The organism is Paraburkholderia sp. 31.1 (assembly GCF_014397645.1).
In the GTDB taxonomy this organism is placed as follows: domain Bacteria; phylum Pseudomonadota; class Gammaproteobacteria; order Burkholderiales; family Burkholderiaceae; genus Paraburkholderia; species Paraburkholderia tuberum.
Genome location: NZ_VZQN01000024.1, coordinates 64748 through 78468 on the forward strand (window position 1 = coordinate 64748; position 13721 = coordinate 78468).

The 13721-nt window shown below is 62.7% G+C and carries 13 protein-coding genes; 5 read left to right on the top strand and 8 right to left on the bottom strand.

What is annotated here, in order from left to right; translation table 11 throughout:
• Positions 1 to 138 precede the first annotated feature (138 nt).
• The 4 genes from F6X37_RS19735 to F6X37_RS19750 all read right to left on the bottom strand — a co-directional run bounded on the left by F6X37_RS19735 (position 139) and on the right by F6X37_RS19750 (position 2383).
• Complete coding sequence (locus F6X37_RS19735) at positions 139 to 315, bottom strand: hypothetical protein (RefSeq protein WP_187612476.1); 177 nt, start codon at positions 313 to 315, stop codon at positions 139 to 141.
• Positions 316 to 452: 137 nt separating this feature from the next.
• Positions 453 to 971 carry a hypothetical protein gene (locus tag F6X37_RS19740; RefSeq protein ID WP_187612477.1) on the bottom strand — a complete coding sequence of 173 codons (519 nt, stop codon included), beginning with the start codon at positions 969 to 971 and terminating at the stop codon, positions 453 to 455.
• 253 nt (positions 972 to 1224) lie between these two features.
• Entirely contained in the window at positions 1225 to 1704 is a 480-nt protein-coding gene (locus F6X37_RS19745) for a DUF1348 family protein (protein WP_187612478.1), read from the bottom strand.
• 13 nt (positions 1705 to 1717) lie between these two features.
• The gene (locus tag F6X37_RS19750) at positions 1718 to 2383 is read right to left on the bottom strand and encodes a TetR/AcrR family transcriptional regulator (protein WP_187612479.1); all 666 of its coding nucleotides are present in this window, start codon (positions 2381 to 2383) and stop codon (positions 1718 to 1720) included.
• A gap of 123 nt (positions 2384 to 2506) precedes the next feature.
• Here F6X37_RS19750 and F6X37_RS19755 point away from each other — a divergent pair, with 123 nt between their 5' ends.
• Complete coding sequence (locus F6X37_RS19755; protein ID WP_187612480.1) at positions 2507 to 3157, top strand: YceI family protein; 651 nt, start codon at positions 2507 to 2509, stop codon at positions 3155 to 3157.
• A 41-nt stretch (positions 3158 to 3198) separates the two neighbouring features.
• On the opposite strand, the gene tdh is transcribed toward F6X37_RS19755, so the two are convergent.
• A complete protein-coding gene (gene tdh / locus F6X37_RS19760; RefSeq protein WP_187612481.1) occupies positions 3199 to 4230 on the bottom strand; it encodes an L-threonine 3-dehydrogenase in 1032 nt (343 codons plus the stop codon).
• A gap of 28 nt (positions 4231 to 4258) precedes the next feature.
• Positions 4259 to 5464 carry a glycine C-acetyltransferase gene (locus F6X37_RS19765; protein WP_187612482.1) on the bottom strand — a complete coding sequence of 402 codons (1206 nt, stop codon included), beginning with the start codon at positions 5462 to 5464 and terminating at the stop codon, positions 4259 to 4261.
• A 137-nt stretch (positions 5465 to 5601) separates the two neighbouring features.
• Between F6X37_RS19765 and F6X37_RS19770 the strand changes: the two genes are divergently transcribed.
• The 3 genes from F6X37_RS19770 (at position 5602) to F6X37_RS19780 (ending at position 7925) form a co-directional block, all read left to right on the top strand.
• Complete coding sequence (locus F6X37_RS19770) at positions 5602 to 6249, top strand: helix-turn-helix domain-containing protein (protein WP_184052720.1); 648 nt, start codon at positions 5602 to 5604, stop codon at positions 6247 to 6249.
• Positions 6250 to 6316: 67 nt separating this feature from the next.
• Complete coding sequence (locus F6X37_RS19775; protein WP_187612483.1) at positions 6317 to 6727, top strand: DUF2471 family protein; 411 nt, start codon at positions 6317 to 6319, stop codon at positions 6725 to 6727.
• A 115-nt stretch (positions 6728 to 6842) separates the two neighbouring features.
• A complete protein-coding gene (locus F6X37_RS19780) occupies positions 6843 to 7925 on the top strand; it encodes a tyrosine-type recombinase/integrase (RefSeq protein WP_187612484.1) in 1083 nt (360 codons plus the stop codon).
• Between the two features lie 78 nt (positions 7926 to 8003).
• On the opposite strand, the gene F6X37_RS19785 is transcribed toward F6X37_RS19780, so the two are convergent.
• Positions 8004 to 9233 (bottom strand): DNA-binding protein, encoded by a 1230-nt coding sequence (locus tag F6X37_RS19785; RefSeq protein ID WP_187612485.1) that lies wholly within the window; start codon positions 9231 to 9233, stop codon positions 8004 to 8006.
• 2024 nt (positions 9234 to 11257) lie between these two features.
• Here F6X37_RS19785 and F6X37_RS19790 point away from each other — a divergent pair.
• Positions 11258 to 12607 carry a replication initiation protein gene (locus tag F6X37_RS19790; protein WP_184057688.1) on the top strand — a complete coding sequence of 450 codons (1350 nt, stop codon included), beginning with the start codon at positions 11258 to 11260 and terminating at the stop codon, positions 12605 to 12607.
• Positions 12608 to 12665: 58 nt separating this feature from the next.
• On the opposite strand, the gene F6X37_RS19795 is transcribed toward F6X37_RS19790, so the two are convergent.
• Positions 12666 to 13721 (bottom strand): ParB/RepB/Spo0J family partition protein, encoded by a 1056-nt coding sequence (locus F6X37_RS19795; RefSeq protein WP_187612486.1) that lies wholly within the window; start codon positions 13719 to 13721, stop codon positions 12666 to 12668.

Genomic DNA, 13721 nt, shown 5'->3' on the forward strand with positions numbered 1-13721 from the left:
TGAGGAGTTCCAGGAGGTGGCACTACGGTGAGGGTTTACGGGAGCGGTGGGCAGGATGCGCAACGGCTCACGCGGTGTGCGTCGGAACGGCGATGGGGATGAGGTGCATCGAAGCGCGCAGCGCGTGCTTCGCTGGCTTCAGCGTTGCGGTGAACGATTGCGTTTCGGACCAGCGAGCGCGGAGCGCGTCGGCGTCCAGTGCGCGAAAAACACGCTGGAATGCAGGGCTAAAAGTTGAAGCGAGCCTGTTGAGGTGAGGTCTTCCAGGATGGTGAGGATTTCCAGGAGTCGAGAGAACGACGCTTTGTGCGCCATGGTGAGGAGTTCCAGGAGGTCGGCCCCGCATTCGAGACCTCGCGCTCGCGGCAATTGCTCAATCCGGGTAGAACGGAAGCCTTTGGCTCCCGAAAAACCTCACCTGGGGGCGATCGCCCACGTTGCTTACGGCTCCGTCAGAACTTTACCTTCAGCTGAAAACCAATCGTAAAGGGCAGATTGTCCGATGGGATCGGCGGAATGACGATGAAGTTCGCGCCGACGCGCTTGTATTCGAGCATCACGATCGGCGCGACCACCGGGCCGATCGTGTGATTGCTGCCAAGCCCCCAGTTGCCGTAGTTATAGCCGGAGATGATCCCGCCGATCGCCGCGATCCGCACGATTCCCCAATGCGCGAACTCCGGCGCCCACACGCCGCCGCCGTAGTAGGACGGCCGACGCAGCGAGTTGCGAAAGCCGCCGGCCGTCAGCGCCCACTGGTTGTTCAGCCAGCATTCGACGCCAAGCCCGGGATTGAACTGCTCGAAGTGCGTATCGGGATCGGGGTTGATGTGATACGAGCCGAGCATCGCGTCGACCCATACACCGCCGTCACACCAGTTGCGCGCGTGCGCCGCGGGGAGCGCCGCGAAGCTGGCGAAAAGCGCCACCGCGGCGCGCCGGATATTCTTGTTCATCTGCCTGAAGTGCATTTCTTCTCCGTCACCGGTCGAGCGCCGGTGTCATGGTGTTCTGGCGATCCGCGTGCCGCCCGTCGCGCACTGTACCTGAAGCCGTGCTGTCGATGTCGAGGACTCGCTCGCTCGGCCGGCCGGGCACGCGACGTGCCCCCGCAGCCGGAACCGCCACCATAACGGAGAACCGATGGCGCCGTGATGAACAAGCGGTGAAGAAGTTCGCGGCGCGCATCGGGTGCGCCGCCGGCGATGAATGTGGTGGGAACGTCTACAGACCGAGATCGGACAGGCTGGGGTGATCGTCGGGCCGCCGGCCGAGCGGCCAGCGATACAAGCGGTCGGCTTCGCGGATCGGCAGGTCATTGATGCTTGCGTGACGATGCGCCATCAGACCATGCTCGTTGAACTCCCAGTTCTCGTTGCCATACGAGCGGAACCAGTTGTTCGAATCGTCGTGCCATTCGTACGCGAAGCGCACCGCGATGCGGTTGTCGGTGAACGCCCACAGTTCCTTGATCAGCCGATAGTCGAGCTCCTTCGCCCACTTGCGGCGCAGAAAGCCGACGATCTCCGCGCGGCCATGCACGAATTCGGCGCGGTTGCGCCACACGCTATCCGTCGTGTACGCGAGCGATACGCGCTCGGGTTCGCGGGTGTTCCACGCATCTTCCGCGGCGCGCACTTTCTGGATCGCGGTATCGCGAGTGAATGGCGGCAGCGGCGGGCGGGCTTCGATCGTATCGGCCATGATGGTTCCTCGGTCAGGTGATGGTGCGCCGCGATGGCGGCCGTTTGGTTGCGGCGGGTTTCGCTGCCGCATCGAGCAAGGTCTTGCCAACCGCCTGCGCGTCGAGCGCCGCATCGGCTTCGCCGCTCACGAGCGCCACCGCGATCGCGCCGTCGAGCAGCACGAGCCATTGCCGCGCGAGCGGCGCCGCGCGACGCGCATCGATTTGCGCTTCCGCTACGAACGCGACGCATTCGGCACGCACGAAACCGAGCAGCCGTGCCTTGTGTTTGCGCGCGACGACGCGGATCGGATCGTCGGCGGATTCGATTTCGCCGGCCGCGTTCAGAAACGCGCAGCCATGAAAATCCGCCGCTGCGAACCACTCGCGCAGCACGTCGAACATGCCGAGCAGGCGTCTGCGCGCGCCCTTGCCGCGCCGTTGCGTGCCGGCGATAAACCAGTTCATCCAGCGCTCGTCGCGCCGTTCGAGCGCGGCCGCGATTAGCGCATCTTTCGACTCGAAATGCGTGTAAAAGCTTTTGCGCGCGGTGCCGGACTGCCGCACGATCGCATCGACGCCGGTTGCATGGATGCCGCCGGCGTAGATGAGCGCCTCGGCGGCATCGAGCAGCCGCTCGCGCGCCGTGCCGCACTGGGCCGCGTCATTTGGATCGGTCGGAATCGTTTCGTGTGTCATCGACGAAAAGGTAGAACGATCATTCTCCCTCGTCAAGTTTTTCTTCGAGCTGCGGCGCTGTGGGTGCGCTTGCTGCTATCGTGATGGAGATCGCTTGATCACCGCTCAACCGGAATCGCTTCGATGAAACCATCCTCCGTTCGCACCGCGTGGATGCGCGCGCTGCTCGGCGCAACGCTGCTGGGCGCGGTGGCCTGCACGCCGATCCAGGTGCTCACGCATTCGGTCAGTCAGAACGAGGCGCGCGTGCCGCCCGGACGCTACGACATCGATCAGGACCATACGAGCATCACGTTCGATATCGATCACTTCAAATACACGCGCTTTACGATGCGTTTCGATCGCAAGCAGGGGGAGCTCGACTGGAACGACGGCGGCCTCGAGCGCAGCACGGCGTCGGTCGCGATCGACGCCGCGAGCATCGACACGAACGTGCCGCTGCTCGACAAGATGGTGAAAAGCGACAGCATGCTCGACGTCGCGCGCTATCCGCAGATCCGCTTCGCGAGCACGCGTTTCGAGCACACCGGCGAAGCGCGCGGCACGCTGAGCGGCGATCTGACGATCCGCGGCGTCACGCAGCCGGTCACGCTCGACGTCACGTTCAACGGCTTCGCGCCCGATCCGCTAACGAAGAAAGACACGCTCGGCTTTTCCGCGGACGGTCATTTCAGCCGCGCGAAGTTCGGTCTGTCTACCTGGTATCCGGCCGTCGGCGACGATATTCACGTGCGCATCCAGGCCGAGTTCGTGAAAACGCCCGCAGGCGCGTAAGCGCGCTGCGGGCGTCAGCGTTCAGACGGTGAGGTGCCGACTCAGGCAGAGGTCCAGTCGAGAATCACCTTGCCGCTTTCGCCGGAGAGCATCGTCGCGAAGGCTTCCTGATAGTCGTCGACCTTGAAATGGTGGGTGAGGATCGGCGACAGATCGAGGCCGCTTTGCAGCATCGCCACCATCTTGTACCAGGTCTCGAACATCTCGCGCCCATAAATGCCCTTGATTTCAAGGCCTTTGAAGATCACCTGGGTCCAGTCGATCGCGGTTTGCGCGGGTGGAATGCCGAGCAGCGCGATCTTGCCGCCGTGGTTCATCGCTTCGAGCATGCCCGTAAAAGCACTCGGCACGCCCGACATTTCGAGTCCGACGTCGAAGCCCTCGGTCATGTGCAGATCGTGCATCACGTGGCGCAACGATTCGCGCGACACGTTCACCGCGCGCGTCGCGCCCATCTTGCGCGCGAGTTCGAGGCGATAGTCGTTGACGTCGGTGATCACCACGTTGCGCGCGCCGACGTGCCTGGCGATCGCGACCGCCATGATGCCGATCGGCCCGGCGCCGGTAATCAGCACGTCTTCGCCGACGAGGTTGAACGACAGCGCCGTATGCGTCGCGTTGCCGAACGGATCGAAGATCGCGGCGAGATCGTCGGAGATTTCAGGCGGGATCTTGAACGCGTTGAAGGCCGGAATCACCAGGTATTCGGCGAACGCGCCCTCGCGATTCACGCCGACGCCGATCGTGTTGCGGCACAGATGGCGGCGGCCCGCGCGACAGTTGCGGCAGAAGCCGCAGGTGATGTGTCCTTCGCCCGACACCCGATCGCCGATCGCAAAGCCGCGCACTTCCTGCCCCATCTCGACGATTTCGCCGACGTATTCATGGCCGACGTGCATCGGCACCGGAATCGTCTTCTGCGCCCAGTCGTCCCACTTCCAGATATGAATGTCGGTGCCGCAAATCGCGGTGCGCTTGATGCGGATCATCACGTCGTTATGACCGACTTCGGGCTTCTTCACGTCGGTCAGCGTGAGGCCCGGTCCGCGTTCGAGTTTTGCCAATGCTTTCATCTGCTTCTCCATTCGAATCACGCGGCGATCACGTGGTGATGACGCCGAGCTCGCGGCCGACGCGCGCGAACGCCTCGACGGCACGGTCGATCTGCTCCGGCGTGTGCGCGGCGCTCATCTGCGTGCGGATGCGCGCGCGGCCACGCGGCACCACCGGGAACGAAAAACCAATCACGTAGACGCCTTGCTTCAGCAGCGCATCGGCCATCTTTCCCGCGAGTTGCGCGTCGCCGAGCATCACCGGAATGATCGGATGTTCGCCCGGCACGAGCGTGAAGCCGAGCGCGCTCATCGCGCGGCGGAAATGCGCGCCGTTTTCGCGCACGCGTGCGCGCAGCAGCGCCCCTTCATCGCTGGCGAGCAATTCGAGTACCTTCAGCGACGCCGCCGCGATGCTCGGCGTCAGCGTGTTCGAGAACAGATACGGGCGGGAGCGCTGCCGCAACAGTTCGACGACTTCCTTGCGCGCCGCGACGTAGCCGCCCGATGCGCCGCCGAGCGCCTTGCCGAGCGTGCCAGTAATGATGTCGACGCGCGCCATCACTGCGCAATGCTCGGGCGTGCCGCGACCGTGTTCACCGATGAAGCCGACGGCGTGCGAGTCGTCGACCATCACCAATGCGCCGTACCTGTCGGCCAGATCGCAGATGCCGGCGAGGTTCGCGATGATGCCGTCCATCGAGAACACGCCGTCGGTCGCGATCAGTTTGAAGCGCGCGCCCGCCGCATCGGCTTCCTGCAGGCGCGCTTCGAGTTCGCCGAGGTCGTTGTTCCTGTAGCGAAAACGCTTCGCCTTGGACAGCCGCACACCGTCGATGATGCTCGCGTGATTCAGCTCGTCGCTGATGATCGCGTCGTTTTCGTCGAGCAGCGTTTCGAACAGGCCGCCGTTCGCGTCGAAGCAGCTCGAGTAGAGAATGCAGTCGTCGGTTTGCAGGAACGCGGCGAGCGCCGCTTCGAGTTGCTTGTGCACGGTTTGCGTGCCGCAGATGAAGCGCACCGACGCCATCCCGAAGCCGTCGCTGTCGAGGCCTTGCTTGGCGGCTTCGATCAGCCGCGTGTCGTCGGCGAGACCGAGATAGTTGTTTGCGCAGAAGTTCAGCACGTCGCTGCCGTCGGCAAGACGCACGTCAGCCGACTGCGGACTCGCGATCACGCGCTCGCTCTTGTAGAAGCCGTCGGCGCGGATCTGGTCGAGGGTGCCGCGCAAATGGGCAAGGTATTGGTCACGCATGAACGGGACTCCTGAGAGAGATGGCGCCCGCATTCGCATGCGCGCGGGAAGGGCGGCCTGTTATAGTCGGTTGTCAGCTTTATCGGATATTTTCGTTTTTCCGAACTAAAATCCGGTATATCGAACAACTCTAAACGATGGGTCAGGAAATGGCAAGTTCGGGTACACGCCGCACCGCGTCCAATGCGGCGCCCACCTCCGCCAGCGCGGCATTACCGCCGAGCGCGGCGATTGCGGCGCCGCCGCGCGTCGGCGAACAGATTCAACGGCTGCGCGCCGAGCGGCGCATGACGCTCGATGATCTGTCGCGCGCGGCCGGCGTGTCGAAATCGATGCTCTCGGAAATCGAGCGCGACAAGGCCAATCCGACGATCGCGGTTGCATGGCGGCTGACCAATGCGCTCGGCGTAAGTCTCGATTCGCTGTTTGCGCCGCCGAAGTCGCCTGAGGCAATTGCCGTTTCCGGACCGCGCGATATTCCTACGCTAAGCGGTCACGAAGCGAAATACCAGTTGCGTGTGTGGGGACCGATCGAGCTGGCCGGCAAGTTCGAGTGGTACGAGTTGACGCTGCAGCCAGGCGGGGCTCTCGTGTCGAACGCGCACGAGCCAGGCACGCGCGAGCATCTGACCGTGCTGCACGGCTCGATCGAAATCGAGGCGGCCGGCGCGACGAAGCGGCTCAAGGTCGCGGACACCGCGCGCTACGTCGCGGATGTTCCGCATGCGATCCGCAACGTCGGCAAGAGCGAGGCGAAAGCGCTGCTGGTCGTGATTCACGGTTAGGCCGTTCGGCCAGGTTGCGCCTGGTACTGTATGTTTGTACAGTATCGGGTGTCGATTGGAGCCGAGAATGAACAACCTGAAAGCCGACCCTACCGATCAAACTCTCGCCGCGCTGCGCTTCCAGACCGCCGCGCGCGATCTCGAACATATCGTGCGCAGCATCGCCGCGCGCTACATCGTCAGGCAGGTGCCGCTCACGTGGCGTCTGCTCCATGCCATCGAAGCCGAGGCGCTGGCCGATCTCGGTTTTGCCAGCCGGCACGACGCGCTGATGCTCGGGCTGTTCCAGCGCCCGTCCGATCTGCCTTATCCAGAAACCGATGACGGCGTGGATTTCGGCACCTCCAACGCATTGCCAGCCGTTTTTGCGTTTGCCGTCAATGCGTACGAAGAAGCGGCGCGGCAAGCGGCGCGCCGGGCGGCGCTGCCACGGCCGGCCGATGCGCCCTTAAAGCGCGCCCGGGCGTGGGGCGGCTAATGGCGGCACCACGTCGGGATGGCTCGAATCCTCTTCCATTCCTCGCGGTCGGCCTTGCGGCGCTCAGCGCCTACAATACGCGGACCAAACGGTGCAACTAACGGAAGGATTGCCCATGTCACCTCCTCATCTGTCCGACCCCGTTCCCCGTCCCGCGCCCTCTACCGATCTGTTCGATCAGCAACGCGAAGACTGGCGTCGCGACCCGCAGGTCGCGTTCGATGCGTGGCTCGCGAAGCAGCACTTCCGTCGCTCTTCGGCGTTGGTCTATCAGGCGCAGTGGGGGCAGTTTCTCGATTGGCTCGGCGCGCGGCAACAAAGCCTCGCGACGGTCGACACGCCCGCGATCGCCGAATTCGTCGCCAGCCTCGAGATTCGCAGAACGCAGCGGATCCGCTATTTGCGGCTTATCGAGCGCGTGCTCGATCACGTGCGCGAGATCGAATCGGCGTCGACCAATCCGGCTCGTTTCATCGCTCAGGACGGGGAAGCCGCGTGGCGCAATGCGCGCGACAATGAGCCGACCGGGTTTCTCACGCATGCGGAACGCACTGCGTTGATCGCGCGGCTGTTCGCGCCGTTGCCGGCGTTGTCGACCGCGCAGCGCTGGAGAGAGCGACGCGATCGCGCATTGATCGCGGTGTTTCTGGGCGCAGGACTGAAGACGGGCGAAGCGGGAGCGCTTACGGTTAGTTGCGTGAGAGAGGGCTCGCCGTGGGTCACGATCGAGTCCGCGAATCCAGTGCTGACGCGGCGCACGCGACTCGCGCCGTTCGCAACGGCGATTCTCGACGCCTGGCTAGCCGAACGCCGGCTGACGCAGCTGGCCGGCAAGCTTGTGTTTCCCGCGTCGCCGTCGGGCAGGCCGATGCATAAGGCCACGATGCTGCGCGCGGTGGATGCGCTCGTCGATGCAGCGGGGATTGCCACGTCGCGCCAATCGCGCGCGAGTCCGCAGACCTTGCGCAACACGTTTGCGGCGGAGCTTTTCGAAAGCGAGGTAGAGGCCGAACAGGTCGGTCAATGGCTCGGCTTCGTGCAGGCGGTGTCCGCGAACCGGCTATATCGCGCGTGGCAAACCTGGATTGATCAGCAGGATTCGCCCGCGACAGAGGAGCCGGATCCTGCTGCGGCACCGTTGGCCGAGCCCCGCCGTGACGGGCGTTTGACGAGGGAAACGGGAGCCGGCGAACCCTGAAGAACCTCACCGTTGCGGTCCCGAATTTCCTCACCTTTGACGTTTTTCCCGTTGGATTGGCCGCCTCTGCGCCTCTGGTTAACGTATCGCGTGGACGGAGCGGGACGACGGCGCGGTGGCGCCATCGTTCGACAGGAACTGGTTCACCGCCGCGAGCCTCGATTCGCCGAGGCCGGAAGAGTGCTCGCATTCCGGGCACAACAGTTCGAAACGGTGATCGACCTGCGACAGCTCCGGCTCACCTTCCTCGCATTTCGGGCATCTCGCGGGCAGCGTCACGTGGCCGTCAGCCGCGGTGCCGATCATGCTCAACTCTTTGCTCGTGAGCCGCCCCTCAGTAACCAGCGAGCACAGCAGTACCGCGATGGCCGGATCGATGCCCTGCTGGCCACGCAGGGTGGCGACTTCTTTCGTCAGCGCGTCGACTTCGTCCGACTGCTCGCGCAGCTGCGCGTCGAGCCGATCGGCGCGCGCCTTGGCGGCGGCAATCTGCTGAATGAACTCGAATTCCTTGCGGCTCGCATCACGCACGCCGGACTGATACGTCGCGGCCATGCTACGCAGCGAGTCGAGTTCGACCAGCATCGGCTTGACGCGCCGCTCGGCTTCGGCCACCGCATCCTTGATCTGCTGTGCATAGTGCTCCGTGCTTTGCCGCAATTCGACGTGCAACGCGTCGATCCGGTCCCGCAACGCAGCATTGGCAGTCTGTTCGTTTTCGAGCCGTTGCCGCAGCGCCTCGTTCTCCTGGTCGAGCCGGCGCGTGGTTGCCTGCATGCCTTCGAGGTGAACGCTGCCGTGCGTAGTCGCGCTCGATAACTGGGTTTCAAGTGCGCGAACCCGCTCCCACGCGGCTTCGGCGCGCGCTTCGCTGCGCCTGATGGCGTCGTCGGCCGCATCCCGACGAATTTCCGCCTCGCGTACGCGTAGATCGGCGGCGCTGATCTGCGCGCGGATCTCTTCGCGTTCGCCATCGAGCGACGCTTTGGCCTGCACGACCGCTTCTTCGAATAGCGCGCCCAGCAGTTCGCCGGCGCGATCTTCCAGTGCCTTTGGTATCGCGCCCGCTCCGACCTTGACCCGCGACACGCTGCGGATGCGCTCCCAGAAATGATCGATGTCCTTCGGGATGTCGCTCGCGCTGCCGGTTTGCGTGAGATCGCGCACGGCCGCCATCGATGGCCGGATGCCGAGATCGAAAAAAAGCCGTTTGCATGCATGCAGCGACAGATCCTGGCGGCGCACGCCCTGCGCACGCATCGATTCAAGCTCGTCGCGAATGGCTTGCCGCTCCTGATCCAGATTCATGTTTACCTCGATGTGGCTCGAATTGGATGGATCATAACAATTTACGTAGTGTTTGCTACCGATTTATCGGTGGCGAACGGATTGGCGTATACCGACAGGCTTTTGCGTGCAAATTGCGATAGTAAACACGCGCCTGCCGTTTTTCTCCGTGAAACAAAACGAAGAATAGCTAATAAGCCATTGTATTAGAAGAATTTTATTTGATTTTCGCATGATCGCGCACTGTTTCACGATTGATCGGCAATGGGCGCGGGGTGGTGGGCCTGTGTTTCACGGGGCTCGCGGGTGTAAGGCTTGAGAGTAATAAAAATAAACACCTTTGAACCCTTGTTAAAGACGTTAACGACTCGGCAAACCCTTATCTGGCGGGGCTTTCAGGCCAGCAAGGTGAAGCTTTGCGGGAGACTTGGTGAGGGTCTGCGGGAAACTCGAGTGATGGGGTTCGGGAAGCTCGGTGAGCGGCTCCGGGACGGAACGTGAGCGGGTTCAGGAACCGCCGTATACGTGGGGTTTGGGCAAAGGTGAGGTTTTGCGGGACTTCGCGGCCGCGAAGCGCCCGACACCCCTCGAAAGTGTCTGTTCGGTTTGGTCTGAGCAAGGTGAGGGCTTTCGGGAGGCTCGCGAGCATGGTTTTTTGCCGGTTTTTTGGGGTGGTTAACCGCTTTGGTGAGCCGTAGCGGGAGAAAACGGAAAACGAAGGTGAGATTTTTCGGGGCGCGGGGTCCAGTTTTGCTTTCTTTTTGAGCATCGATACTGCTGAGGTGAGGTTTTACGGGAGCCAGGATGGAATTCGACGCATCGATTGCCCGAAAGACTGGTCGGCGGGAACCGCTGGCGATTGGAAAGGTGAGGGGATTCGGGGAACTGGCTGATCAGCTAGATCCGCGAGCCGATTTGGCCGGCGATTCCGTCAAAGGTGAGGCTTTTCGGGAAGGTCTGGATAGGGTTTTGCGCGTTAAGGTGAGGAGATTCGGGACTGAAACGCGGGCTATCGGCCGGAGATGCCCGGCGGATGGCAATTTGCGAGCGTCGGTATACCTGGTCTCTGATTGCAAAGGTGAGTCTTTTCGGGAGGTCCGCGGGGACGCAATGAAAAGTGCTGCGGTGCGAAAAACTGGCTTAAGGTGAGATTTTACGGGAACACCGATGGTTCGAGCGCTAGATGGGATTATCGCAAGTCACGGAAATCATTGATTTTTTTCCTGTCCTCCAGCAAAGGTGAGAGTTTTCAGGAGTTCTTTGGGAGGGGGCGCCGGGGCCTCCGTAAAGGTGAAAGGTGACGCTTTTCAGGAGGTTGCATTGGGGAAATGCGGTACTGGCGCGGCATGAGCGCGTGTCGTGTTGTGCCGTTCTGCGGTGCTACGGTGAGGTTTTTCGGGAGCATTGGAGCGGTGAGGATTTGCCTGTGGTTGAATCTCCCCTTTTTCGGCGGCTTCGGACCAGGCTCGAAGTCGAAACAGGTGATTAACTCCGGCAGGTTCTCGGTAGTGAGGGCTGAATTGTCAGCGGAGGTACCAAGCAGTCGAATGGCGCGCCCGGCGATAGGAAGCTTGATGCACCGACAACAGGGCTGACGGGGCGCCCGTCGCTGGCCCGCGCCGCGTTGCGGGCCCAATACCGTGCGGGCATTCCATCTATCGATCCGGGACTGTGCGTCGGCCGGCAGCACGCGACGGTCGACGAAACGATCGCGAGGCCGCACGACGAAGTCATCAGCCGCCCCGGACGCCATCCGTTTACACGAGGTTCTCGAAAAAATCCGCGAAAATTTTTGAGGTGAGAAGATTCGGGATCACATGCTCCCCGTTGCCGCACGCGGCGAAACAAGCCGGATTCGCAGACGCCGCGACCGGCAAGGAGAGCCCGATCCTGGCGGCACGCACACGAGGTGAGGGTTTTCGGGAGTTGCTCGAGGTGAGTTGCGCTTCGTAAACTCGCTTCACCGGCAATGGTGAGATGGGCGCTATAGACGCGTATCACCACAGCCGGTATGCTCTCGCGAAATCCCCTCCTCACCTCGACGCATGGCCACGAAGCGCGCGAAAAAGACCGATGTTGTCAGCCCGAGCTCGGCTGAGCTGCGCAAAGCCGTCGAGGCGATCGCGATCCAGCCCAAGAGCGGCAAGATCACGCTGCTCACGCGCAAGCTTTTTAACGTGTTACTCGCAGTGGCCCAGCAAGCGGATGAGTCGGGCGACACCTATCGGGCGCTGCTGTCCGACATCGTCGCCAATTCCGCGTTCGATTCCAATGACACCGCGCTCGTCAAGGAGCATCTGCGCCGCATGGTGTCGGTGCAGGTCGAGTGGAGCACCGGCACGTCGAGTCAGAAGCCTGGCCGCAAATGGGGTATTTCGACGCTGATCGCGGACGCGGAAATTCTCGAAGATCCGACCACGCGTCGCGTCTGGGTCGAGTTTTCGTTTGCGCCGAAGATCAAGAAGAAACTGCTCGATCCGGTTCAGTATGCGCGGCTGAGTCTGCAGTTCCAGAGCCAGCTGCGCAGCAGCGCGGGCCTCGCACTCTACGAGATCTGCGTGCGCTACCTGACCAACCCCAGCCACCTGACGATGCGCGAGACCTGGGAATGGTGGCGGCCGATTCTGTCGGGCACGCCGGACACTGAAGCCGGCGACGAGGCGAAGCGCGAGTACAAGTATTTCAAGCGCGACTACCTGCGCCCGGCCATCGCCGAGGTCAACGCGGTCACGAACATTTTTGTCGAGCTGATCGAGCATCGCGAGGGTCGGCGCGTCGCTGAAATCCAGTTCCGCGTGACCGAGCGCAAGCAGCCGATGCTCGCGCTCGACGAACATCCGAACGTGTTCGACAGCACGCTGGTCGACCGGATGGTGAAGATCGGCATTCCGCTCAAGGAGGCGCAGACGCTTTATGCGGACAGCGAGGAGAACCGGATCCGCGCGGCGCTGCAGATGACCGAGCAGCGTATGCGCAGCACGTCACTGCCGCCGGTGCGCAGTGCGCCGGCGCTGTTCAAGGATGCGTTGAAGAAAGGCTATGCGCCGCCGGTCGAGGCGCTGCCCGCGGGTGGCGGCACCAGCAAGGCCGCGGCGTCGCCGGCCGACGATCTGAAGGCGCGTCTGCTCGGTGAATACTCGGCTTACCGTCGCAAGCAGGCCTACGAGTTGTACAACGAACAGGGCGAGTCGGAGCGCGATATCGCGCGACAGTCGTTCGAGGAAGATGAATTGCCGGGGCTCGGCACGCACATGCGCGACGACTGGCGGCGTCGCGGGCTCGACTCGAAGATCGTCGAAACGGCGTTCTTCGACTGGCTCGCGCGCAGGACCTGGGGCGAACCGACCGACGGCGACCTGCTCGCCTTTACGCTGAGCCAGTCGCGCGCGGCCTGATGGGTCGATAACTGCCTTTGAAATCCAGGCTGCGGTGCATGCGCACCGCCCTCACGTCTTACTTCAGCATCTTCTCGATCTGCCGCAGGATGTCGTCGCGCTTTTCACGCGTGAGGCCTTTCAGGCGCAACTCGAGCCGGTCGTCCCCATACGACTTCAGATCGCCGACCGACACACCACCAAGCTTGATTTCCAGACGTTGCGCGTAGCGCTGCCGGCCCGCCGGTTTGACGCTTTCCTGCGAGGTCGCTCGGCCTTTGACGATGTCGGCGACCTGGCGTGTGCTCAGATCGTCGGAAAGGATCCGGTTGATCAGTCGCAGTGTCGCCTCCGCGCCGCGAGCCGAATGGTAGCGGCCCACCTGATACGCCATGTTCGAGCCGAAGCGGTCAGGGCGCGCGACCATCTCCTGCATCACGGTTTCCGGGAGTTTGGCGATGGACAGCGCGACTGCGACCGTCGATTCGTCGAGGCCGAGATGTTCGGCCAGTTCCTTCTGGCTCTGGAAATGCCGCTCGTCGAGAAAGCGTCGCCACACGACCGCGTTGTCGAACACCGTCTGCGAGTCGCGCTGCACGTTGAGGTCGTAACCGAGCTTGTAGCTCTGGATGCCGATCGGCAGATCGATGACGATCGCTTTCACCGACTCCTTGTTCGCTTCTTTCAGCGCACGCACCCGTCTGCCGCCGTCACTGACGAAGTAGGTGCCAGGGTTGTCATAGTCGGGAATGACGTGAATCGCCTGCTGCTGCCCCTGCTTCGCCAGATTGACGGCAAGCTCCGCAATCGACGACTTCACATAGAAGTACCGTGGATTGAACGGGCTCGGCTTGATCGTCTTGAGCGCCAGTTCGATGATCTGGCCGGGACGATAGCCGTGCTCGAGCCTCCAAGCGCGGTAGGCTGCCGATTCGTTGTCCGGATCAGGAATCTCCGCGTCCTGCAGACGCGACGGCAAGACGGCCGGAATCGGACGCCCGGCGATCGTGGGAGTTTTCGCCTCGTTTCTGACCAGGCCGTCGATCGCATTCAGCCGGTCGAGCGCGGTGCGCTTTTCGCTGCTGGTCGTGTCAGGACGTGCTTGAAAGCCTTTGGCGAACTGGGACGGTTTCAT